We start from the raw sequence: 22,057 nt of genomic DNA, 5'->3' as shown, positions 1-22,057 counted from the left end.
GCATGCGGTTCGGATCATGCCTTGCTTTTCTTCGCCGGCGTAGCCGTATCGGACGCATCCTCGCGATGCTCTCCGACGCCGAGATAGATCAGGATCGGCGCCGCGATGAAGATCGAGGTGTAGGTGCCGACCAGCACCACGCCGAACATCATCACCGCGGTGAAGCTGTGGATCGCGTGCCCGCCGAACAGGAGCAGCGCCAACAGGGCCAGCGTCACCGTGAAGTGGGTGATGATCGAGCGCGACAGCGTCGAGTTGATCGACTCGTTGAGCAACTGCGGCATCGGCATCTTCTTGTAACGCCGCAGCATTTCGCGAATGCGGTCGTAGATGACGACGGTGTCGTTGAGCGAATAGCCCAGGATGGTCAAAAGCGCGGCAATGCTGGTCAGGTCGAAATCGACCTGGCTGATCGACATGAAGCCGATCGTCAGCACGATGTCGTGCACGTTGGCGATCATGGCGCCCAGCGCGAACTGCCATTCGAACCGGAACCAGAGATAGATCAGGATCGAGACGATCGCGAGCATCAGGCCGAGCATGCCGTAGGCCAAGAGCTCGCCGGCGACGCGCGGACCGAGCACCTCGACGCGGCGATATTCGATGGAATCACCGAGCGCGGTACGGACCTTCTGCACGGCATCCTGCTGCGCCTTGTCGCCGCCGGGCTGCTCGGCAACGCGGATCAGCACGTTCTCGGGGCCGCCGAACTGCTGCAGCTGGATTTCGCCGAGCCGCAGGCCTTCCAGCGTCGTGCGCATCGCCGCGATGTCGGCGGCGCCGGACTTGGCCCGCACCTCCAGCAGCGTGCCGCCCTTGAAGTCGATACCGAGGTTCAGCCCGTGGGTGAAGAACAGCGTGATCGCGATGATCGACAGCACAGCCGAGATGGGGAAGCTGATGCGGCGAAAACGCGTGAAGTCGAAATGGGTGTCGTCCGGAACGATCCGCAGCGATGGCAGCCAGCCAAAGGCTGCGACCACGGTGAGAATGGCGATGAGGACGCCGAGCCCGATGAGAACGGTGTGAGTCACGATCAGGCTCCTAGATCGGCACGCTCTGCGGCCGCTTCCACCGCACCCACCAGGCGACGATCAGCCGGGTCATGGTGAAGGCGGTGAACACCGTGGTGATGATGCCGATGCCGAGCGTCACGGCGAAGCCGCGCACCGGGCCAGTGCCGATGTAGAACAGCACCGCGGCGGCAATGAAGGTTGTAATGTTGGAATCGAGGATGGTCGCCAGCGCCCGCTTGAAGCCGGCGTCGATCGCCGAGATCGCGTTGCGGCCGCCGCGCAGCTCCTCGCGGATACGCTCGTAGATCAGCACGTTGGAGTCGACCGCGATGCCGACGGTGAGCACGATGCCGGCGATGCCGGGCAGCGTCAGCGTGGCGTTGAGCAGCGACAACAGGCCGAAGATCATGGCGACGTTGATGGCCACCGCGATGTTGGCGAACACGCCGAACAGCCGGTAGGTCAGCAGCATGAAGACGACGACGAGGATCGAGCCGACATAGGCCGCGAGCTCGCCCTTCTCGATCGAGTCCTGGCCGAGGCCGGGACCGACGGTGCGCTCCTCGACCACGGTCAGCGGCGCCGGCAGCGCGCCGGCGCGCATCAGGATCGCGAGATCGTTGGCGGACTGGACCGTGAAGCTGCCGGAGATCTGACCCTGCCCGCCCGTGATGGGCTCGTTGATCCGGGGTGCAGAGATCACCTTGTTGTCGAGCACGATCGCGAAGGGCAGTCCGACATTCTCTTGCGTGGCCTGCGCGAACTTGCGCGCGCCCGAGGTATTGAACTTGAAGCTGACGACCGGCTCACTCGTACGCTGGTCGAAGGTCGCCTGGGCATCGATCAGATCGCCGCCGGCAACCAGCACCTGCTTCTTGACCACGTAGGGCGTCGGCGGCGGCGACGCGCTCATCAGCAATTCGGACTCAGGCGGCAGCTTGCCCTGTTGGGCCTGGTCCGGCGACACGGTCGTGTCGACCATGCGGAATTCCATCTTCGCGGTCTCGCCGAGCAGCTTCTTCAGGCGCGTCGGATCCTGAAGACCGGGCACCTGCACCAGGATGCGGTCATTGCCCTGGCGCTGGATCACGGGCTCGACGGTGCCGAGTTCGTTGACGCGGCGCTCGACGATCTGGATCGACTGCTCGATGGTCTTGCGCATGCGGTCGAGCATCGCGGCCTGCGGAACGGTCAGGCGGATCACGCCGCCGGCCTCGCTCACCTCGAGGTCGCGCTGACCGCTTGATCCCATCAGGCCGCCCAGCGGCTGGGACAGTTCGCGCAGCTTGCCGAGCGCAGCCTGAACGTCGGATTCCTTGGTGATGCGAACTTCGGCGGCATCATTGCGGACGACCACACCGCCGGTGAAGCCGATCTTGGCATCGCGCAGCGTCCGGCGAACGTCGTCACGAACCTGGTCGAGCCGCTCCTTCTTCACGTAGTTGGAATCGACCTCGAGCAGCAGATAGGAGCCGCCCTGGAGATCGAGGCCGAGCACGAGCCTGCGCTGCGCCCAGGCGGGCCAGGTCTTGACCTGCGCCTCGGGGAAGAAGTTCGGGACCGCGCAGAGGCACACGATCAGCGCCGTCAGGATGATCCCGAGCGCCTTCCACCGCGTGAAATACAACATAGACTGGACCTGTCAGATCAGGAGACTTGAGATGCTCGCGGACGCGCTCACTTGGAGGTGGCGTCGTCCTTGGCACTATCCTTCGCGCTTTCCTTGGATTCCTTGGCCGGCTCGCCCTTGGCGCGCACGCCGGAGATCATCTGGCGCATCTGCCTGACGCGCACGCCATCGGAAATCTCGAACTCGATCTGGTCGTCATCGACGACCTTCGTGACCTTGCCGACGAGGCCACCCGAGGTCACGACGGTGTCGCCGCGGCGGATGTTCTTCACGAGATCGGCGTGGTCGCGCACCTTCTTCTGCTGCGGACGCAGAATCAGGAAGTACATGATCACGAAAATCAGGGCGAACGGCAGCAGCGACATCAACATGCTGTTGGTGTCGCCGGCGCCCGCGGCCTGGGCATACGCAGGGGTAATGAACATTCGGACGATCCTCGTGGACACGGGGGAAAACCGGTCAGGCCCTTAAAGGCGACCGGTTCGGTCAAATTCGCGCGGACTATAGCGGCCATTGCCCCAATTGCAACGCTGCCAGACCGCTCATTTGGCCACCTTGCGGCGCGCCGTCAGGCCCGATAAGGCTGCATCTTCAGGAACTTCGGACATGCCCAGAAAACTCAGCAAAAGCCCGGCCGGCAAAGGCCTCCGCACCCCTGCCCGCAAGGCCGCCCCCGTCGCGGCAAAACGCCCCAAGGGGACTGCCAAGGTGGCCGTCCAGGCATCCGCGGCCCTTTCTCAGGAGCGCATCGTCCGCGCGCTGGAGACCATTGCGGCGCACCTGTCCGCCCAGGGCAAGCCGGCCCTCGAACGCGAGTCGTTCAAAGAGGCCGATGCCTATGTCTGGCACCCCGATGGCCGCCTTGCGCCGGTGCCGCGTGTCAGCCGCGTCGAGCTGTTCCTGCTCAAGGGCGTCGACCGAATGCGCGACATCCTGATGGAGAACACCGAGCGCTTCGCCAATGGCCTGCCCGCCAACAATGCGCTGCTCTGGGGCGCGCGTGGCATGGGCAAATCGTCGCTGGTGAAGGCGGCGCACGCCAGCATCAATGCGGAGCGCAAACCGGCCGACAGGCTGAAGCTGATCGAGATCCACCGCGAGGACATCGAAAGCCTGCCGATGCTGATGGAAAAGCTCCGGGACGCCAGCTTCAACTTCATCGTGTTCATCGACGACCTCTCCTTCGACGGCAACGACGCCTCCTACAAATCGCTGAAGGCCGTGCTCGAAGGCGGCATCGAGGGCCGGCCCGAGAATGTGATCCTCTACGCCACCTCCAACCGCCGCCATCTGCTGGCACGCGACATGATCGAGAACGAGCGCTCGACCGCGATCAATCCCGGTGAAGCCGTCGAGGAGAAGGTGTCACTGTCCGATCGTTTCGGCCTCTGGCTCGGCTTCCACCGCTGCAGCCAGGACGAATACCTCGCCATGGTGCGCGGCTATTGCAGCCATTTCGGCGTCAAGGTCGACGATGAGGCCCTGGAGCGCGAGGCGTTGGAATGGTCGACCACCCGCGGCTCCCGCTCGGGCCGCGTCGCCTGGCAATTCGTGCAGGAGCTGGCGGGACGGCTGGGCGTGAAGCTGACGGCGAAGTAGCGGAAAGCGGCAGCGCAGTTCAAAACTGTCATTCCCCGCGCGAGCGGGGAAGCCAGTATTCCAGTCACGGTTATGATCGATCGTGAGGCCGCGGCGTACTTGGTCGCCCGGTCAAGCCGGGCGACGACGCCGCGCTTGTGGTGACTGCGTGCCTGCCCGCGCCTCACGCCCCGTTGAGGAATTGAAGCGGGTCAACCGGGCTCGATCCCTTGCGGATTTCGAAGTGGAGCTGCGGCGACGCCACCTCCCCGGATTGACCCGACTTGGCAATGACCTGACCGCGCTTGATGGTATCGCCGCGCTTCACCAGCAGCTCACTCGCATGGGCATATGCGGTGACGTAGCCGTTGGAGTGCCGAACCAGGACCAGATTGCCGTAACCCTTCAGCTCGTTGCCGGAGTAAGCGACGACGCCGTCTTCGGCCGCCTTGACCGGCGTCCCCTCGGGCACCGCGAGATTGATGCCGTCATTGGACTTGCCGTTGGTCTTGGCCCCGTAGCTGGTGACCACCTTGCCGCGCACCGGCCAGCGGAAGGTCGGCAGCGCACTGGTGGTCTCGGCAGCCTTGGCCGGAGCCTCGGCGGCGGGTTTCTCTTCGACATTCGCCGTGGCCTGGGCCAGTCGCGCGCTTTGAACAGGCGCCGCGGCGGCGGCCATCCGGGTGGCGGGCGCGGGAGCCGCAGCAACCGGCTGGAGCGTCCCCGCAACCGGAGCAGCCCCGACGGGTGCGGCAGCCACCGGCGCCGCGAGGGCGACCGTCTTGGCACCGGGCACGGTCAGCTTGGTGCCGAGCTTGAGCTTGGCCGAGGGGTCGAGGCCATTCGCACGGGCGAGCTCAGCCGACGAGATGCGGTTCTTGCGGGCGATGCTGGCCAGCGTGTCGCCGTGGTTGACGAAGTGCATGGTCGACGGGGCGACAGCAGCCGCAACCGGTTTCGGCGCCATCGCAGGAGCCGCCGCGACGGGGGCCAGCGCAGGCGCAGACGCAGCGGCCGTAGCCGGATGCGGGATGATCAGTTGCTGGCCGGGCGAGAGCGCGCGCGGCCCCTTGTAGCCGTTGGCAGCGAGGATCGCCTGCGGCGTGACATGGTAGCGCTTGGCGAGCAGATCGAGCGTGTCGCTGGTGCCGACGATGATCTTGGTGCCTCCGGCCGGCTGGGCCGCGGCAACGGAACGGGGCGGCACCGCGGCCGTGGTTTCAAGATGGGGCTGCGTCGGAGGCGCGTAGGAGCTGACGCCGCGTCCGCCTCCGGACACACCGCCACCACCCGCAACGGGATAGGATTGAGGTGCGGACACCGCCGGCGGCGGCAAGGGCTGCGACTGATAATAACCGGGCTGCGTCTGCGGCCGCGAATATTGCGGCAGCTCGCGCTGCGGCGGCGGCGCCTGCTGCACCGAACCGGTCTGCTCCGAGGCGAAGGGGTTGGAGAAGTTCGACTGGGACAGTCGCGACGACATGTCGGCGCTGCACCCTGCGAAGCTGAAGGAAATCAGCGCCAGCACCGCGACTTGCGGTACGCGGCGCGAGTAAAGCAACTCGGCGACAGCTGACATGGTTACTCACTCGTACGCAACAGAACTGGTGTTTTAAGTAAACACGCGCCGAGTAAATAACGGCTTAACCCTCCCAATAAGATGTTGGCGGCACAGCCGATCCGGAAATCTAAAGCTCGCGCGCCACACCGGGCAGCGCCGGCACGAAGCGGACATCGACGAGTTCCTTGCGCTCGATCCCGGCTGCGGTGCGAGTCAGGCGGATCAGCGTCTGCACGCCCTGATGCGGGCCGACCGGCGCAATCAGGATGCCGCCGACCTCGAGCCGATCCACCAGATTCTCAGGCATCTGCTCTAACGCGGCGGTGACGATGATGCGGTCGAACGGGCCGATATTGGGCGGTAGATTGAGACCGTCGCCGAGCATCACCTCGACATTGTGGCATTCGAGCTTTTCGAGCCTGGCGCGTGCCGTGTCGGCAAGCTTGCGATAGCGCTCGACCGTCAGGACCTGGCCGGCGAGCCGCGACAGCACGGCGGCCTGATAGCCGGAACCTGTCCCGATCTCCAGCACGCGATGCTGCTTCTGGAGCTGGAGCTGCTCGGTCATGTAAGCCACGACGAAGGGCTGGCTGATGGTCTGCCCGCAGGCGATCGGCAGCGCGCTGTCCCGATAAGCGCCGTCGCGATTGGCCACGTCGACGAAAAGCTCGCGCGGCACCGCCTCCATGGTTCGCAGCACCGCCTGGTCGCTGATGCCCCGACGCCTCAGCGTGAGCTGAAACATCATTTTTTCCGGCGGATGCTGATCGGAGGTCATTGCCTGCTTGTGCCGTCTTGCCGGGTCCGGTGGACGTTCAACCCGGATACAAGAATCGTGTTCCTGCTCAGGAACCTATGATATCCTTGGCCTGAAGCATTTGACCACAAATTGGCTTGCCACGGGCGAGCCGCCATGACCATTTTCAGGTATTCGATCGTCGAAACGCGCATTGCGTCAATTCGTGTAATCTGCGAACGTTTTTGGCAATGGGCAAGGGACTCAACGAATGACCGCGACAGGGCTTTCAGGCCGCTCTGTATTCCTCGTCGAAGACGAGGTGATGATCAGGATGATGGTCGCGGACATGCTCGAAGAGCTCGGCTACAAGGTCGCAGCTGAGGCGGGCGACATCCCCGAGGCCATGCGTCTCGCCCAGGCGACCGAATTCGACATCGCCATTCTCGACGTCAACGTCAACGGCAAGGTGATCTCGCCGGTCGCCGACGTGATCAAGGCGAAAGGCTGTCCGTTCATCTTCGCCACCGGCTATGGTTCCTCCGGGCTGCCCGAGCAGTACCGCGACCGGCCGGCGCTCCAGAAGCCGTTCCAGCTCGACGCGCTCAGCAAGACCATCGAAGCCGCCCTTCGCGGCGGCTAGGCGCTATTTCAGCGTCGCGCGGAGCTCTTCCGAAAACGCTTCGTTGGTGCGGTCGAGCCGGAGCGGCGTGACCGAGACATAGCGCTCGCGCAGCGCCGCCAAATCAGTGCCGTCGGCTGGCGTGTCCAGCATCGCGGAGCGCTCGAACCCGATCCAGAAATACGGATTGTTGCGGCCGTCCTTGCGCTCGTCGATGCGCAAGAAGCCGAGATTGCGCTTGCCCTGGCGCGTGACGCGGATGCCGAGCACGTCCTCCGGTGCACAGGAGGGGAAGTTGACGTTGATGACGGTGTCCTTCGGAATGCCTGCGGCGATCACCTTGCGCAGGATGTCGGGCCCGAATTTGCGCGCAGTGTCCCATGGCGGGCGCTCGCGGGTCTCGACGCTGAACTCCTGAGACAGCGCGAATGACGGCAACCCCAGGATGGTGCCCTCCAGCGCGCCCGCGATGGTGCCGGAATAAACCACGTCCTCGGCGACGTTGCGGCCCTTGTTGACACCGGACAGCACGATATCGGGCAGCTTGGTCCCGAGGATATGGCGCGCGCCCATGATGACGCAGTCGGTCGGTGTGCCGCGCACGGCGAAGTGCCGCGGCCCGACTTCGCGCAGGCGCAAGGGATCGTTCAGCGACAGCGAATGCGACACGCCGGACTGGTCGAGTTCGGGCGCCACCACCCAAACGTCGTCGGACAGCGCGCGCGCGATCTCCTCGACCACTTTGAGGCCGGGGGCGTGAATGCCGTCGTCATTGGTGCAGAGAATGCGCATGCGAAGGGCCGATTCCAAAAAAAAGCGGGTTTGAGCCGTCTTATAGGGCTGCGGCCGATCAGGCAAACCGGCTGATCCGGGGGACCGGCCTGAACCCATGAGTTAGCGTCGGATGCGCCATTGCGGCAGGAAGCGCGCCAGCCGGCCTTCCGCATGCAGCGTCATCGCCGGCACCGCCGGACTGACGATCGGCGCCTCGATCACGCCGAGCGCCTCCAATTCCGCAACGAGCGCGTCCGGCTCCGGCTCTCGCGGAAAGCGTTCGCGGGCCACCGTCAGCGCCTTGTCGAAGTCGGCAGCATTGACACCGGGCTTGGCCCGCCGGCTCTGCACGAAATCGGCGTCCCAGAGCCGCACAATCTCGATGTCGAGCACGCCGCGCAGGCGCTGATCGACGGCCTGGATTCCGGCCCCCGTCACCGCCCATTGTCGGCCAACCCAGAAGATATCGCGGTGCAAGGCCATGAACGGTGGGTTCGCGTTGTCCGGAGGCCGGCAGGATAGCCGGCCGCCTGATCCACGCAACCAATGGTTTACAGCGTTAGTCGCGCCCGATCACCTTCACGCCGCCCATATAGGGCTGCAGCACGTCGGGAACGGCAATCGAGCCGTCCTCCTGCTGATAGGTCTCCATCACCGCGATCAGCGCGCGGCCGAGCGCGGTGCCAGAACCGTTCAGCGTGTGGACGAAACGCGGCTTGCCGTCGGGACCGCGCGAGCGCGCGTCCATGCGGCGGGCCTGGAAATCGCTGCAGACCGAGCAGCTCGAGATCTCGCGGAACGCACCGCCCTCGCCCTGGCCCGGCATCCAGACCTCGATGTCGTAGGTTTTTTGCGACGAGAAGCCCATATCCCCCGCGCAAAGCGTCATCACGCGATAATGCAGGTCGAGTCGGCGCAGCACTTCCTCGGCGCAGGCGAGCATGCGCTCGTGCTCGTCCCTGCTGGTCTCCGGCGTCGTGATGGAGACCAGCTCGACCTTGGTGAACTGGTGCTGGCGGATCATGCCGCGGGTGTCGCGTCCCGCAGCGCCCGCCTCGGCACGGAAGCACGGTGTCAGCGCGGTGAGCCGCATCGGCAGCTGCTTCTCGTCGAGGATGGATTCACGCGCGAGATTGGTGAGCGAGACCTCCGCGGTCGGAATCAGGCCGAGGCGCTCCGTCCTCAGCCGCTCCTGGTCGGGCGACGCAAGGAGCTCGCCCTTGATCGCCCAGAACTGATCGTCTTCGAATTTCGGCAATTGTCCGGTGCCGAACATGATCTCGTTGCGCACCAGCAGCGGCGGATTGATCTCGGTATAACCGTGCTCGTCGACATGCAGGTTCAGCATGAACTGGCCGAGCGCGCGCTCGAGCCGCGCCAGTCCCCTCTTCAGCACGACGAAGCGCGCGCCGGAGAGCTTTGCCGCCGCCTCGAAATCCATGTCACCGAGCGCGGTGCCGAGATCGTCATGCAGCTTCGGCGCGAAGCCGTAGTCACGCTTGTTGCCGAACACATGGCGCTGCACGTTGCCGTGCTCGTCGACGCCGTCGGGCACGTCGTCGAACGGAATGTTCGGGATCGCGGACAGCTCTTTCGCCAGCTCGTCGTCCGCGGCTTTCGCGGCGGCTTCGAGCTCAGGCATCGTGGTCTTGAGCTCGGCCACTTCGGCCATCAGCTTGGCCGCGCGCGCGTCGTCCTTGGCCTTCTTGGCGTCGCCGATTTCCTTGGAGGCCGCATTGCGTCGCGCCTGCGCCTGCTCGGACGCCAGGATCGCCGCGCGCCGCGTCTCGTCGATCGCGAGCAGCGCGGCCGACATCGGCTTCAGGCCTCGCCGGGCAAGGCCGGCGTCGAAGGCTTGCGGATTGTCGCGGATCGCTTTGATGTCGTGCATGGCTGTCTTCCCGTCATGGCCGGGTTGATCCCGGCCATCCACGTGTCTGCCGCCTTAGATCAAGTCGTGGATGCCCGGGTCAAGCCCGGGCATGACGAATCCTTGGCTGAACAGGGCGATGATAGAGCTGAAGCGCCCTACTCCGCCGGATTGGCCGGCGTCGACACGTCCGTACCGGTCGAGCCCTGTGTCGCCGCCATCTTCTTCTCAACCATCCCCACCGCGATGATCGAGCCCTCGTAGAGCAGCAGCAAGGGGAACGCGAGCGAGCACTGGCTGAGCACGTCCGGAGGCGTCAGCACGGCCGCGATGACGAAGGCGATGACGATGAAATAGCGTCGCTTCTCGCGCAGCATCTTCGAGGTGACGATGCCGATGCGGCCGAGCAGGGTCAGGATCACCGGGAGCTGGAAGGCGATGCCGAAGGCGAAGATCAGCGACATCATCAGCGACAGATATTCGCCGACCTTGGGCAAGAGCTGGATCTGCGCGGTCTCGTCGCTGCCGGCCTGCTGCATGCCGAGCGAAAACCGCACCAGCATCGGCAGCACGACGAAGTAGACCAGTGCCGAGCCGAGCACGAAGAAGAAGGGAGTCGCGACCAGATACGGCAGGAAGGCCTGCTTCTCGTGCTTGTAAAGGCCCGGCGCCACGAATCCGTAGATCTGCGTCGCAATGACCGGGAAAGAGATGAAGCCGGCGCCGAACAGCGCGAGCTTGAGCTGGGTGATGAAATATTCCAGGAGCGCCGTGTAGATGAACTTGGAATTCTCCGGACCCGCGACCCACACGAACGGCCAGACCAGCACGTTGTAGATCTGCTTGGCGAAGAAGAAGCAGAAGATGAACGCAATGCCGAAGCCGAGCAGCGCCTTGATCAGCCGCGAACGCAGCTCGATCAGATGGTCCATCAGCGGGGCTTTGCTGGCCTCGATATCGGCGTCGGTCATGACGCTTTGGCGTCCTTGATCGCTTCGGATGGCGCGGTGTCCTGCGCGACTGCTGCCTGCTCGACCTCCCGGGTGATCACGAGCGGCTCGTTGGCAGCCGCATGCGCCTCGGCTTCCATGAAGGTCGCGGGCGTCGGCGCTTCCGGGGTGGTGGGCGTCGTCGGCGGCTCGATAGCTGCAGTCGCAGGCGTCTCGGCCGGCTTGTCCAGCGCATCGACGCGCAGCGCGTCGCTGACGTCCTTCTGGAGCGAGGTCAGCGGATTGTTGCTGGTGAAGCCGGTCGCGGCTTCCTTGACCTCGTCGAAGCTCTTCTTGAGGTCGGCCATTTCGGCCTCGCGCATCGCTTCCTGGAATTGGCCCTGGAATTCGGCGGCCATCTTGCGGGCCTTGCCCATCCACTGGCCGACCATGCGCAGCACGCCCGGTAGCTCTTTCGGGCCAATGGCGATCAGGGCCACGACCCCGATCAGGACCAGTTCACTCCACCCGATGTCGAACATGAGGTCTTCCGTTCACGCGAAGCCGCAGCCGGCCCAATCCCTTGCGCGCAGGATCGGGCCGCACCCCGCGTCTCGCGTGCTTTCCGGCTCAGACGGCCTTGCTGCCGACGTCGGACCGCGCCGCGGTCGGCGCATTGTTGTGCTCGATGGACTTCGCCGGCTCGGGCTTCTCGGCAGGCTTGTCGTCGTCCTGCATGCCCTTCTTGAAGGCCTTGATGCCCTGCGCCACGTCGCCCATCAGATCCGAAATCTTGCCGCGGCCGAACAGCAGCAGGACCACTGCGATCACCAGGATCCAGTGCCAAATGCTGAGTGAACCCATCCTGCAACCCTCCAAACGCGCATGGCCGGGGACCCGGCCGATCTTCTCCGAAACCTAGGCTTGGCAGGTGTCAAAAACAAGGACCTAGGCAGTGCCAATTCGCTGTTGGCACTACGTAATCTTGCTAGTGTTAACCTGTCGCAGGGCCGGTGAAACGCCGGAGCCTTACTCTTCGGCGCTGCTTTCGCCGCCGCGCTCATGACCGCCTTCCGGCGCTTCCTCCGGAGCCTCGGGCTCGACCGCGGGCGCCAGCGCCAGATCAAGCTCCTCGCCCGGTTCCAGGGGATCCTCATCTTCACGAAGCTGCGGGTCGTCCGACGGCGTCGGGACGCTGAATCCGGTCGGCAGGCGCGAATCCAGCAGGCCCGTCCCCTTCAGCTCCTCGAGGCCCGGCAGATCGCCGAGCTGTTCTAGGGTGAACTGCGACAGGAAGTCCTCGGTGGTTCCGAAGGTCAGCGGACGGCCCGGCGTCTTGCGCCGGCCGCGCGGCTTGATCCAGCCGGTCTCCAGCAGCACGTCGAGCGTGCCCTTCGAAGTGACGACGCCGCGGATCTCCTCGATCTCGGCGCGCGTCACCGGCTGATGATAGGCAATGATCGCCAGCACTTCGATCGCGGCGCGCGACAGCCGGCGGGTCTCGGTGCTTTCCCGTGTCATCAGCCAGGCGAGATCACCGGCCGTGCGGAAGGTCCATTTGTTGGCGACACGAACGAGATTCACCCCGCGCAACGAATAGTCGGCCTGCAGCTGCTCGAGCGCAGCCTTGACATCGACACCCTCGGGCATGCGCTTGGCCAGCGTCGCGGTGTCCAGCGGCTCATTCGAAGCAAACAGCAGCGCTTCCAGCAGCCGCAATTCCTCGGGACGCGCCTGGGTTTCGTTCTCCATCGGCTCGGCCTCTTCTACCCGCACTTCAGCCAGGCTTGCCATGGTAGCTTCTCCTTCTTGCACTTAAGCGACCGGCGCATCAGGCGCAGGAGCTGCGTCCGGCACCGGCTTTGGGCGCCCCTTCCGAAAATAGATCGGCGCAAACGCCTCTTTCTGGTTCAGTTCCAGCTGACCTTCGCGAACCAGCTCCAGCGCCGCAGCGAAGCTCGAGGCGAACACCGTCGCGCGCTGGGTGGGATCGGCGACGTGCCGGACCAGGAAGTCGTCGAGCACACCCCAATCGTCCTGCTCGCTGATGCTGCCGACCAAGCGCTCCAGCGTGGCACGCGCTTCCGCAAGCGACCACACGGTGCGCTTGGCCAGATGCACGCTCGCCAGCACGCGTGACTGGCGCTGCGAGGCGTAGGCGGTGAGCAGATCGTACAGCGTCGCCGTGTACTTCGGATGCTTGATCTCGGCGATCCGCTCGGGCTCGCCGCGCGGGAAGATGTCGCGCAGCAATTGCGGCCTGTTCATCAGCCGGTTGGCCGCTTCGCGGATGGCCTCCAGCCGACGCAGGCGGTTGGCGAGCGCGGTCGCCATCTGCTCGGCGCTCGGGCCTTCCGCGCTCGGCGGCTCCGGCAGCAGCAGGCGCGACTTCAGGAAAGCGAGCCAGGCCGCCATGACGAGATAGTCGGCGGCAAGCTCGAGCCGAATCTTTCGCGCGGCCTCGATGAAGTGGAGATATTGGTCGGCTAGCGCCAGGATCGAGATCTTGGCGAGATCGACCTTCTGCTGCCGCGCCAGCGCAAGCAGCAGGTCGAGCGGGCCCTCATAGCCCTCGACGTCCACCACCAACGCCGGCTCACCCTCGGCAAGCTCTGCGGGCCGCCCGGTTTCAAACGATAGGATTTCTGCGGTCATGCGGATGCCGTGTTTGCCCGTGCGATCAATGCGTCCAGTTCGGCGCGCGCCGCTGCCCGGTCGAGCGGTTGCGGAGCCTTGCGCGCGGCGAGCGCGGCGTTTGCCCGCTCCAGCGCCCGGCCCGACAGCTCAGGTGTCTGGCCGGCGACCTCGCGCATCTCCCCGATGTTGCCGTTGCAATGCAGCGCCATGTCGCAGCCGGCCGCGAAGATGGCGCCGGTCCGCTCGGCGATATTTCCCGACAGCGCGTTCATCGACACGTCATCACTCATTAACAAACCCTGGAACCCGATTGCGCCGCGAATCACGTCAGCAATCATTGTCGCAGATGTCGTCGCCGGATGGGCGGGGTCGACCGCGCTAAACACAACATGTGCAGTCATGGCCATCGGCAGGTCCGACAGCGGCTTGAACGCGGCGAAGTCGGTCCGTTCCAGTTCAGCCCTCGGCGTATCGACCGTCGGCAGCTTGAAATGGGTGTCGGCGGTGGCCCGGCCATGCCCGGGGATGTGCTTGAGGACCGGCAACACGCCGCCCTGCTCCAGACCCTCGGTGACCGCGCGGGCAATTGCAGCGACCTTGCCGGGCTCGGTGCCATAGGCCCTGTTTCCGATGACGGCGTCGGCGCCCTCGACCGGCACGTCGGCCAGCGGCAAGCAATCCACGGTGATGCCGAGATCGGCAAGATCGGCGGCGATCAGGCGGGCCGACAGGCGCGCCGCGGTCAGCCCAAGTGCCGAATCAGTTTCGTAAAGGGTCGAGAAGACGGCGCCCGGCGGATAGACCGGCCAGTGCGGCGGACCCAGACGCTGCACGCGTCCGCCCTCCTGATCAATCAGGACAGGCGCGTCGGCGGCACCGGCCGCTGTCCGCAATTCCGCAACCAATGCAGCAACTTGAGCCGGCGTGGCGACATTGCGCTTGAAAAGGATAAAGCCCCATGGGCGGTGGTCGCGAATAAACTCCCGCTCGACGGCGGTCAGTTCCGTTCCGGATACACCGGTAATGAAGGCCCGCGTGCTCATAACGGCCGATTAACCCTGACCCGCGAGGGGGTCAAGGAAACGGCCGTTAATTCCTCTGGACGAAGCAGGCAGACAGGCCTGCGGACTTCAGGCTGTTGCAGGCCTGCGTCGCCTCCTCGGCCGAAGCATAGGGCCCGGCGAAGGCGCGGTAGACGACGCCCTTGCCCTTGTCGGTGAGGTCCACGCGCTTGATGACCGGCGAACGCGAGCCGAGAACGCTGCCATACTTGCCCTGAAGCACGCGATACGACGCGGCGGCGCTGTCCTCGCTCTGCTGCGAGGAGACCTGCACGATGTAGCCCCCACCGCTGCTGCTGGCAGGCGCGATCTGTGTCGGGGCGGTCGCAGCCATCCGCTGGGGCGGTTCGGCCGCCGGGGCCGATTGCGGCGCCAGCGACATCGGCTGATTGGCGCTGGCATTGGCCGAGGTCGGCGGATTGCGCGGCGCGGCCGGTGCAACGGGCGCAGCCACAGGCTTCGGCGCGGCCGCGGGCCTGGCAGCGGCCGATTGCGGCGTGGCGCTATCGGTCTGATCACCCTTCACGGCGACGGTCCTGATCGGCCGCGGCGAGTTGTTCGGCAACGTGCCGTTGCTGGCGCTCGCGCCGGTGCTCGCCGGCGGCACCGCGGACGGCGACACGCTTGCCACCGACGGCGGGTTTGCATTCTGGTTCAGCGGCGGGAAGACCACGCGGGGGCCGCCTGCCTTGGCGTTGACGTCGACCGGCGCCTCTTCGCGCGGCACGATCTTCTCCGTGCCATCGCCGCTCACCATGCGATCCGGCACCTTGGAAGAGGAATCGGACGGCGCCGGCACGATCTTGGTCGGGGTGTTGTCGGCCCTGATGATCGGCGGCTCGCCGCTGCGGGGCGAACCGACATAGGTTTTGTAGGCGAAGGCAGCGCCGGTGCCGACGACGGCCAGCGCCAGGATCGCCGCGACGGTCATCATTCCGCCGCGCTGCTTCTTGGGCTCGTCAAGCTCGGCTTCGGGATAGTCGCTCTTATACGCGTAGGGATCGTCGGGATAGGCCGGCTCGCGCTGATAGTCCTGTTCGCCTGCCTCCAGCCGGCCGTAAAGCGCATCGTCGTAGCGCGCCGGATCGGGCTGCTGATGCGGCTCCTGATAGGCCTGTTGCTGGTAAGCTTGATCCGGCTGCGGGTAGGACTGCCCCGGATAGGCGTGATCCTGATAGGCCTGCGGCTGATGACCATCAGGCTCGGGCGCAGCGGGTTGGGCCGAATAGCGATGCAGCGGATGAACCGGATTGACGGCGACCTGATAGTCGGGCTCCGGGGACGGCGGCGGCTGCACATTGGCGCGGCGCATCCATGAGGGCGGCCCGGCCGGCGGCTGCACGGTCGGCTCAGCGTAGTCCTGCTGATAGTCGTCCTGCCGATAATCGTCGTCCTGATAGCTCTGCGCCGGCGCAGCCGCCGTCGCCGAATGAGCGCCAGGCCGCGCTTGCGCAGCAAATGGATCGGTCTGCCCGATCAAGCGGGCGAGCTCGGCCAAGGGATCGCTTTCCGACTTGCCATGCTGGGCGCCGCCGTGACCATAGTCATCGGAGGGTAACCGTCTGTCCTGATATCGTTCGGCCATCGTGATGATGCGTCCCTTCGGGAAAGCCGCGCGCCCCTCGACCAAGGCACGGCCTTCGACCCACAAGGCTTCCAACCAAGTCTAAGCGATCCGGCTTCTGCCGGTTACCCCCAATATTCCCCTTAAGTAGTTCGCCCCAAACTACCGCATCTCGTTCGGAGCATGGACGCCGAGGATGGCGAGGCCCGATGCCAGAACAGAGACGACGCCCTGGACCATGGCCAGTCGCGCCTTCGTTAGCTCTGCATCATTATTGATAATGAAGCGTAAATAGGGCAAATCGCGCCCCTTCGTCCAAAGTGCATGAAATTCGCTGGCTAAATCATAGAGATAAAAGGCAATTCGGTGCGGCTCGTGGGCGCTGGCCGCGGCTTCCAGCATGCGCGGAAATATTGCGAGGCGCTTGAGCAGGTCAAGTTCGACGGGGTCTGACAGCCGCTCCACCGCCGACTCAGCGAGCCAGGCGATCCGCTCGCCGGCATCCTCGGGGAGTTCCGGGAATACCTCCGTCCGCGCGTTACGGAAGATCGAGTGGCCGCGGGCGTGGCCGTACTGGACGTAGAACACCGGGTTGTCGCGCGACTGTTCCATGACCTTGGCGAGGTCGAAGTCGAGCACCGCGTCGTTCTTGCGGTAGAGCATCATGAAGCGGACGGCGTCCTGGCCGACCTCATCCACCACCTCACGCAAGGTGACGAAGTCCCCGCTCCGCTTCGACATTTTCACCGGCTCGCCGTTGCGCAGCAATTTCACGAGCTGGACGATCTTGACGTCGAGCGCGCCCTTGCCCGACGTCGTCGCCTTCACCGCCGCCTGCATGCGCTTGATGTAGCCGCCATGGTCGGCGCCCCAGACGTCGATCATCTCGGCGAAGCCACGGTCGAACTTGTTCTTGTGGTAGGCGATGTCGGAGGCGAAGTAGGTATAGGAATTGTCCGACTTGATCAGTGGGCGATCGACGTCGTCGCCGTAGGCGGTCGCCTTGAACAGCAGCTGCTCGCGGTCTTCCCAGTCCTCGACCGGCGCGCCCTTCGGCGGCGGCAGGCGGCCCTCGTAGATGTCGCCCTTGGCCTTCAGGAAATCGATGGTCTCGGCGACCTTGTTGTTGCCGGTCTCGATCAGCGAACGCTCGGAGAAGAACACGTCGTGCCGGATGTTGAGGGCGGCGAGATCGTCCTTGATCTCGTCCATCATCATCGCGATCGCCTTGGCGCGCACCGTGGGCAGCCACTCGGCTTCGCTCGCAGCGAGGAGCTTGTCGCCATGCTCCTTAGCTAGCGCCTCTCCCACCGGCTTCAGATAGTCGCCGGGATAAAGCCCTTCCGGGATCGCGCCGATGTCCTCGCCGAGCGCCTCGCGATAGCGCAGGAACGCGGAGCGCGCGAGCACGTCGACCTGCGCGCCGGCGTCGTTGATGTAGTATTCGCGCGTGACGTCGTGCCCTGCGAACTGCAGCAGGCTCGCGAGCGCGTCGCCGAACACCGCGCCGCGGCAATGCCCGACATGCATCGGTCCGGTCGGATTGGCCGAGACGTATTCGACATTGACCTTGGAGCCGCCGCGGACGCGGCCGTAATCGGCCCCCTCGCGCAGCACGGTGCGCAGCGCTTCCGCCCAGGCGGCCGGCTTCAGCGTCAAATTTATGAAGCCCGGGCCGGCGACGTCGACCTTGGCGATCAGCGCGTCCGCGCGCAGCCGCGCGGCGATCTGCTCGGCGAGATCGCGCGGCTTGGCCTTTGCCTCTTTCGCCAGCACCATGGCGGCGTTCGTCGCCATGTCGCCATGAGAGGGATCGCGCGGCGGCTCGACCACGACGCGTGAAAAATCGATGCCCTCGGGCCAATTGGCTTCCACGGCCAGCGTACGACAGGCGGCGTGCACGCGTGCAAGCACGTCGGCGAACAAATGCAGCGATGAGGATGTGTCGGGCATGGCCGCCGCCTAACGCAAATCCGGGGTCGAGTCAAAAAGCCGCTGGTGCTCGGTCAGGGCGAAACGGTCGGTCATGCCGGCAATGAAATTGCCGATCCGGCGGGCCCGGTCACCCTCATTGTCAGCCTCCGCCCCCAGCAGCCATTCCGGCGGCAGCTCACGGGGGAAATTCAGGTATTTCGCGAACAGGTCAAACAGGATCTGCTCCGCCTCCCCCATCACCCGCATCACCCGCTTGTGGCGGTACATGTGCTGGTAGAGGAACGTCTTGATGGCGGCCTCTTCCTCGGCGACCTCGGCCGGAAACGCGATCAGCGCCCGGCTTTGCTGGCGGACGTCCTGGGCCGATTGCGGCTTCACGGCGGCGAGGTTCTTCTCGGCCTCCGCGAACACCGCGCCGATCAGGTGCGAGATCAGTTCGCGCACCAATTCGGCGCCGCGCCGGAGGTCCTCGAGATCGGGATAGTGCGCGGAAGTCTCGGCGATGATCTCGGCCGTGAGCGGCATCACCTTGAGATCGTCGAGGTGGAACAGGCCCGCGCGCAGGCCGTCGTCGATATCGTGGGCATCATAGGCGATGTCGTCGGCGATGGCGGCGACCTGCGCCTCCAGCGAGGCGAAGCTCCACAATTCCAGATCGTAGGTCTTGATGTAGTCGGCGATGCCGACGGGAATGCCGTGCTCGCGATAGCGTCCGACCGGCGCGCCGCTGCGATCGGTCAGCGGACCATTGTGCTTGACGATCCCCTCCAGCGACTCCCAGGTCAGGTTGAGGCCGTCGAATTCAGGATAGCGATGCTCGAGCGAAGCGACGACGCGGAGCGTCTGGGCGTTGTGGTCGAAGCCGCCAAAGTCCTTCAGGCAGGCGTCCAGCGCCCGCTCGCCGGCATGGCCGAACGGAGGATGACCGAGATCGTGAGCCAACGCCAGGGTTTCGGTGAGGTCCTCGTCCAGCCCGAGTTGCCGGGCCAGCGCGCGGGCGATCTGGGCCACCTCCAGCGAATGGGTCAGCCGGGTCCGGTAATGATCGCCTTCGTGGAACACGAACACCTGGGTCTTGTACTTCAGGCGGCGAAACGCGGTGGAATGGATCACCCGGTCGCAATCCCGCCGGAACGGGCTGCGGGTGCGGCTCGGCGGCTCCGCGACCAGCCGGCCACGGCTGCGGTCGGGATCGCAGGCATAGGGCGCATGGGGGGCAGCCATTCCGACGGACACGACGAATTTAGTCCCTATCCATTTGATTCTGCGTATCCTTGCACTTAACTATGCCGGGCGCGGGATACCAAATGAATTGGCTATGACCGCGGGACTATCGGAGACGAGCCATGACGACCGACGTGACCATCAGTGACCGCGCCGCACGCCGAATTGGGGAAATCCTCAAGGGTGAAGGCACAGGCGCGATGCTGCGCATCTCGGTCGAGGGCGGCGGCTGCTCGGGCTTCCAGTACAAGTTCGACATCGACCGGGCACGGACCGACGACGATCTCGTGATCGAGCAGGACAATGCGGTGGTGCTGGTGGATTCCGCCTCGCAGCCGTTCCTGGCGGGCTCGCAGGTCGATTTCGTCGACGATCTGATCGGCGCCTCGTTCCGCGTCAATAATCCCAACGCCACCGCGTCCTGCGGCTGCGGGACGAGCTTCTCGATCTGATCGGCTAAGCGCCCGTCATCTGCCTTTCCTCGTCCGTCCACTCGACATCGACCGGCATCAGCACCGGCTGAAGCGGCGCGTCCTCCGACATCACGTGGCCGTCGAGCGCGCGCAGCAGGGCCGCGACCAGCGCCGGCTTGCGCAGCGGCTTGGAGAGGAAATCCGACATCCCAGCCTCGCGGCAGATTCTGACGTCGTCCTGGAAGGCATTGGCGGTCAGCGCGACGATCGGCAAGGCCGCCAGGCGCCCGCCTTGCGCGCGGATCGCGCGGGTGGCGGCAAGCCCGTCCATGTCCGGCATGCGCACGTCCATCAGCACGACATCGTAGTCGCCCGCAGAAGCTGCCTCGACGGCCTGGACGCCGTCCGTGACGACGCGCAGCTCGACATCGAAAGCCCCCAGCATCTTGCTCACGACCAGACGGTTGACGGCGTCGTCCTCTGCGACCAGCACCTTCAACGGCCGATCGAGGCCGGCGATGCGCGCCTTGAGCTCTTCGGCCTCGTCGTGGCCGGCCGCCTGCTCGCAGGCCTGCGCCTGGCTCCAGGGCAGCACAAGCGTGAAGCGGAAGGTCGAGCCCTCCCCGGGCGTCGAGGTGACGCCGATGGTGCCGCCCATCTGCTCGATGATGCGCCGGGAGATCGCAAGTCCAAGGCCGGTGCCGCCGAAGCGCCGGCTGATCGAGGCATCGGCCTGGGCGAAGTCGCTGAAGAGCTGGCCCAGCTTTTCGTGGGCGATACCGATGCCGGTGTCGGTCACCGTCCATTCGACGGTCGCCAGCAGGTCTCGGCGGGCCTGGCAGGTGGCGGAGATCGTCACCTCGCCCGCATCGGTGAATTTCACCGCGTTTGACGCGAGGTTGAGCAGCACCTGGCGGATGCGCGCGACGTCGCCGCGCAGTGTCGGCGGCAGGTTCGGGTCGAGCTCGACCTTGATCGCCAATCCCTTGCCCTTGGCGCTCGCGCGCGCGACGTTCGCGACCGTCTCGACCAGCGTCTGCGGGGCGAAGTCGATCGCCTCGAAGGCGAAGCGTCCGGCCTCGAGCTTGGACAGGTCGAGGATGTCGTTGAGGATGCGCTGGAGATTGTCACCGGACTCGCGGATCGTGGTGACCGCCTCGTGCTGCTCCGGATCAAGCTTGGTCTCCAGCAACATGCTGGCGAGCCCGAGCACGCCGTTCATGGGCGTGCGGATCTCGTGGCTCATCACCGCGAGGAAGTCCGATTTGGCGCGGCTCTCGGCTTCGGCCTTTTCCGCGCGCCATCGTTCGGTGACGTCGCGCCCGAAGCCGCGGTAGCCGAGGAATTGGCCCTCGCGGTCGTAGGCGGGCTTGGCCGTCAGCGACCACAGCCGCGCCTCGCCGCCGGCGACGACCTTGAGGTTCATCTCGTGCAGCGGCTCGTTCTGCTCCATCAGGCCGACGACGTTGTAGGCCGCGCTCTTTTCCTCGGGGCACAGCATGTCGAGCACGTCGGCGAAATACGATCCCTTCAGCAGCTGCAGCGGCAATTGCGCAACGTCGGCGAAGCGTTGGGGCACATCGACCAGATGTCCCTCGGCGTCGGTCTGCCACAGCCAGTCGCTGGCGTTCTCCTGGAAGTCCTTCAGCAGTAGCGAGATGATCTCGGTCTGCCGCTCCAGCTCGAGCTGGGCCTTGAGATTGCCGAGGAACAGATTGCCCTGCGAGACGATGTTGCGCGCCATGAAGAACGCGAACAGCAGCAGGAACACCGCCGTCACGAGGTACGGCCCGGTACCGCACAGCAGCAGCGCGCCCGCGCAGCCGACTGTCATAGTGGCGAGATAGACCAGGCCGGCGCGCGGGAAGGTCGAGAACGTGAATGCGCCGCCGGACATCATGCCGACCATCAGGCAGGCCAGGATCAACTGGCTGGTCGGCTCGATCCGACTGAACAGAGCGAGCGGCAGCGCGCCCCAGATCGCGGCGAGGAACACCGCCTGGCGCAGCATCTGACGCGCGGCGCGTGGCGAGGCCTCCTGCGGCGGGTTGCGATGCGACCGCCGCCACGAGCGCACCGCCAGCGCAGCGGTGGCGCCAAGCGTCAGGCCCCAGATCGCGAGGAAGTCGTTCCAGCCGCGGCCCCAGAACAGGATCAGCACGATGGCGACGTTGAGCATCGTCACCGCCATCGTCACCGGGATCAGCCGCGTCACGGCGTCGATCTGCTTGGCGCGGATGCGAGCGATCTCGCGCTCGCTGAGGCTGGCAGTGAGGCTGTCCTCGATCTCGAAACCGCCGAGCCAATACAGGAACGCGCCGATCAGTCCATCACGCGGCTCAATGCGCTTCATCGATTTTGTCCGGCCATCCCATCCGCGGAACCTTTTGAGATCAATGGCCTGCCGCCTGCTTAAGCCGGGTTAATTTTGTGGGAGATTTTGCGGCGTCCTTGACGGGCGTGTTTGCATTTTGTTCTAACCATGGCCCCTGCCCGGAGCCCGCCGA

The 22,057-nt window shown here is 65.4% G+C and carries 21 protein-coding genes; 3 read left to right on the top strand and 18 right to left on the bottom strand.

Features of this window, described 5'->3' with window-relative positions:
* Positions 1-14: 14 nt before the first annotated feature.
* Genes secF through yajC form a run of 3 tightly spaced genes read right to left on the bottom strand, consistent with a single transcriptional unit; the run spans position 15 to position 3,071 of the window.
* Positions 15-1,034: a protein translocase subunit SecF gene (gene secF, locus JQ580_RS03935; protein ID WP_212278396.1), complete on the bottom strand. Its 1,020-nt coding sequence runs from the start codon at positions 1,032-1,034 to the stop codon at positions 15-17.
* 10 nt (positions 1,035-1,044) lie between these two features.
* Positions 1,045-2,646 (bottom strand): protein translocase subunit SecD, encoded by a 1,602-nt coding sequence (gene secD / locus JQ580_RS03930; RefSeq protein ID WP_212278395.1) that lies wholly within the window; start codon positions 2,644-2,646, stop codon positions 1,045-1,047.
* 47 nt (positions 2,647-2,693) lie between these two features.
* The gene (yajC, locus tag JQ580_RS03925) at positions 2,694-3,071 is read right to left on the bottom strand and encodes a preprotein translocase subunit YajC (protein WP_212278394.1); all 378 of its coding nucleotides are present in this window, start codon (positions 3,069-3,071) and stop codon (positions 2,694-2,696) included.
* Between the two features lie 181 nt (positions 3,072-3,252).
* Between yajC and JQ580_RS03920 the strand changes: the two genes are divergently transcribed.
* Positions 3,253-4,245 carry an ATP-binding protein gene (locus JQ580_RS03920; protein ID WP_212278393.1) on the top strand — a complete coding sequence of 331 codons (993 nt, stop codon included), beginning with the start codon at positions 3,253-3,255 and terminating at the stop codon, positions 4,243-4,245.
* Between the two features lie 163 nt (positions 4,246-4,408).
* Here JQ580_RS03920 and JQ580_RS03915 read toward each other — a convergent pair whose 3' ends face one another.
* A complete protein-coding gene (locus JQ580_RS03915; protein WP_212278392.1) occupies positions 4,409-5,803 on the bottom strand; it encodes a LysM peptidoglycan-binding domain-containing M23 family metallopeptidase in 1,395 nt (464 codons plus the stop codon).
* A 109-nt stretch (positions 5,804-5,912) separates the two neighbouring features.
* Positions 5,913-6,563, bottom strand: a complete 651-nt coding sequence (locus JQ580_RS03910; protein ID WP_212278391.1) for a protein-L-isoaspartate(D-aspartate) O-methyltransferase — start codon at positions 6,561-6,563, stop codon at positions 5,913-5,915.
* Positions 6,564-6,792: 229 nt separating this feature from the next.
* On the opposite strand from JQ580_RS03910, the gene JQ580_RS03905 reads away from it, so the two are divergent.
* The gene (locus JQ580_RS03905) at positions 6,793-7,164 is read left to right on the top strand and encodes a response regulator (RefSeq protein WP_212278390.1); all 372 of its coding nucleotides are present in this window, start codon (positions 6,793-6,795) and stop codon (positions 7,162-7,164) included.
* Positions 7,165-7,167: 3 nt separating this feature from the next.
* Here the strand turns inward: JQ580_RS03905 and surE are convergent, their stop codons facing one another.
* From surE to JQ580_RS03845, 12 genes are all read right to left on the bottom strand, one after another.
* Positions 7,168-7,935: a 5'/3'-nucleotidase SurE gene (gene surE / locus JQ580_RS03900; protein ID WP_212278389.1), complete on the bottom strand. Its 768-nt coding sequence runs from the start codon at positions 7,933-7,935 to the stop codon at positions 7,168-7,170.
* Positions 7,936-8,037: 102 nt separating this feature from the next.
* Positions 8,038-8,400, bottom strand: a complete 363-nt coding sequence (locus JQ580_RS03895; RefSeq protein ID WP_212278388.1) for a hypothetical protein — start codon at positions 8,398-8,400, stop codon at positions 8,038-8,040.
* A gap of 76 nt (positions 8,401-8,476) precedes the next feature.
* Positions 8,477-9,808: a serine--tRNA ligase gene (serS, locus tag JQ580_RS03890; RefSeq protein ID WP_212278387.1), complete on the bottom strand. Its 1,332-nt coding sequence runs from the start codon at positions 9,806-9,808 to the stop codon at positions 8,477-8,479.
* Between the two features lie 137 nt (positions 9,809-9,945).
* Positions 9,946-10,758, bottom strand: a complete 813-nt coding sequence (gene tatC, locus JQ580_RS03885; RefSeq protein ID WP_212278386.1) for a twin-arginine translocase subunit TatC — start codon at positions 10,756-10,758, stop codon at positions 9,946-9,948.
* A complete protein-coding gene (gene tatB, locus JQ580_RS03880) occupies positions 10,755-11,258 on the bottom strand; it encodes a Sec-independent protein translocase protein TatB (RefSeq protein ID WP_212278385.1) in 504 nt (167 codons plus the stop codon). The genes tatC and tatB overlap by 4 nt, the downstream gene beginning before the upstream one ends.
* Before the next feature lie 88 nt (positions 11,259-11,346).
* Positions 11,347-11,580 carry a twin-arginine translocase TatA/TatE family subunit gene (locus tag JQ580_RS03875; RefSeq protein WP_028145381.1) on the bottom strand — a complete coding sequence of 78 codons (234 nt, stop codon included), beginning with the start codon at positions 11,578-11,580 and terminating at the stop codon, positions 11,347-11,349.
* Between the two features lie 165 nt (positions 11,581-11,745).
* Positions 11,746-12,510, bottom strand: coding sequence for an SMC-Scp complex subunit ScpB (gene scpB / locus JQ580_RS03870; protein WP_212278384.1), 765 nt, complete (start codon positions 12,508-12,510; stop codon positions 11,746-11,748).
* Positions 12,511-12,531: 21 nt separating this feature from the next.
* A complete protein-coding gene (locus JQ580_RS03865) occupies positions 12,532-13,371 on the bottom strand; it encodes a segregation and condensation protein A (protein ID WP_212278383.1) in 840 nt (279 codons plus the stop codon).
* Positions 13,368-14,396 (bottom strand): beta-N-acetylhexosaminidase, encoded by a 1,029-nt coding sequence (gene nagZ, locus JQ580_RS03860; RefSeq protein ID WP_212278382.1) that lies wholly within the window; start codon positions 14,394-14,396, stop codon positions 13,368-13,370. The genes JQ580_RS03865 and nagZ overlap by 4 nt, the downstream gene beginning before the upstream one ends.
* A gap of 46 nt (positions 14,397-14,442) precedes the next feature.
* Positions 14,443-15,999 carry an SPOR domain-containing protein gene (locus tag JQ580_RS03855; protein WP_212278381.1) on the bottom strand — a complete coding sequence of 519 codons (1,557 nt, stop codon included), beginning with the start codon at positions 15,997-15,999 and terminating at the stop codon, positions 14,443-14,445.
* A 141-nt stretch (positions 16,000-16,140) separates the two neighbouring features.
* A complete protein-coding gene (gene argS / locus JQ580_RS03850) occupies positions 16,141-17,931 on the bottom strand; it encodes an arginine--tRNA ligase (RefSeq protein WP_212278380.1) in 1,791 nt (596 codons plus the stop codon).
* Positions 17,932-17,940: 9 nt separating this feature from the next.
* Positions 17,941-19,137 carry a deoxyguanosinetriphosphate triphosphohydrolase gene (locus JQ580_RS03845; RefSeq protein WP_249133916.1) on the bottom strand — a complete coding sequence of 399 codons (1,197 nt, stop codon included), beginning with the start codon at positions 19,135-19,137 and terminating at the stop codon, positions 17,941-17,943.
* Positions 19,138-19,259: 122 nt separating this feature from the next.
* Here JQ580_RS03845 and erpA point away from each other — a divergent pair, with 122 nt between their 5' ends.
* On the top strand, positions 19,260-19,589 hold the full coding sequence (gene erpA, locus JQ580_RS03840; protein ID WP_094890440.1) for an iron-sulfur cluster insertion protein ErpA: 330 nt from the start codon (positions 19,260-19,262) through the stop codon (positions 19,587-19,589).
* Between the two features lie 4 nt (positions 19,590-19,593).
* Here the strand turns inward: erpA and JQ580_RS03835 are convergent, their stop codons facing one another.
* Positions 19,594-21,903, bottom strand: a complete 2,310-nt coding sequence (locus JQ580_RS03835) for a PAS domain-containing sensor histidine kinase (protein WP_212278378.1) — start codon at positions 21,901-21,903, stop codon at positions 19,594-19,596.
* Positions 21,904-22,057 lie beyond the last annotated feature (154 nt).

Origin of the sequence: Bradyrhizobium sp. SZCCT0148 (assembly GCF_018129985.1) — a bacterium.
GTDB classification, from domain to species: domain Bacteria; phylum Pseudomonadota; class Alphaproteobacteria; order Rhizobiales; family Xanthobacteraceae; genus Bradyrhizobium; species Bradyrhizobium japonicum_H.
The sequence above is the reverse complement of the archived record's forward strand: the minus strand, read 5'-3'. Positions and strand labels throughout refer to the sequence as shown.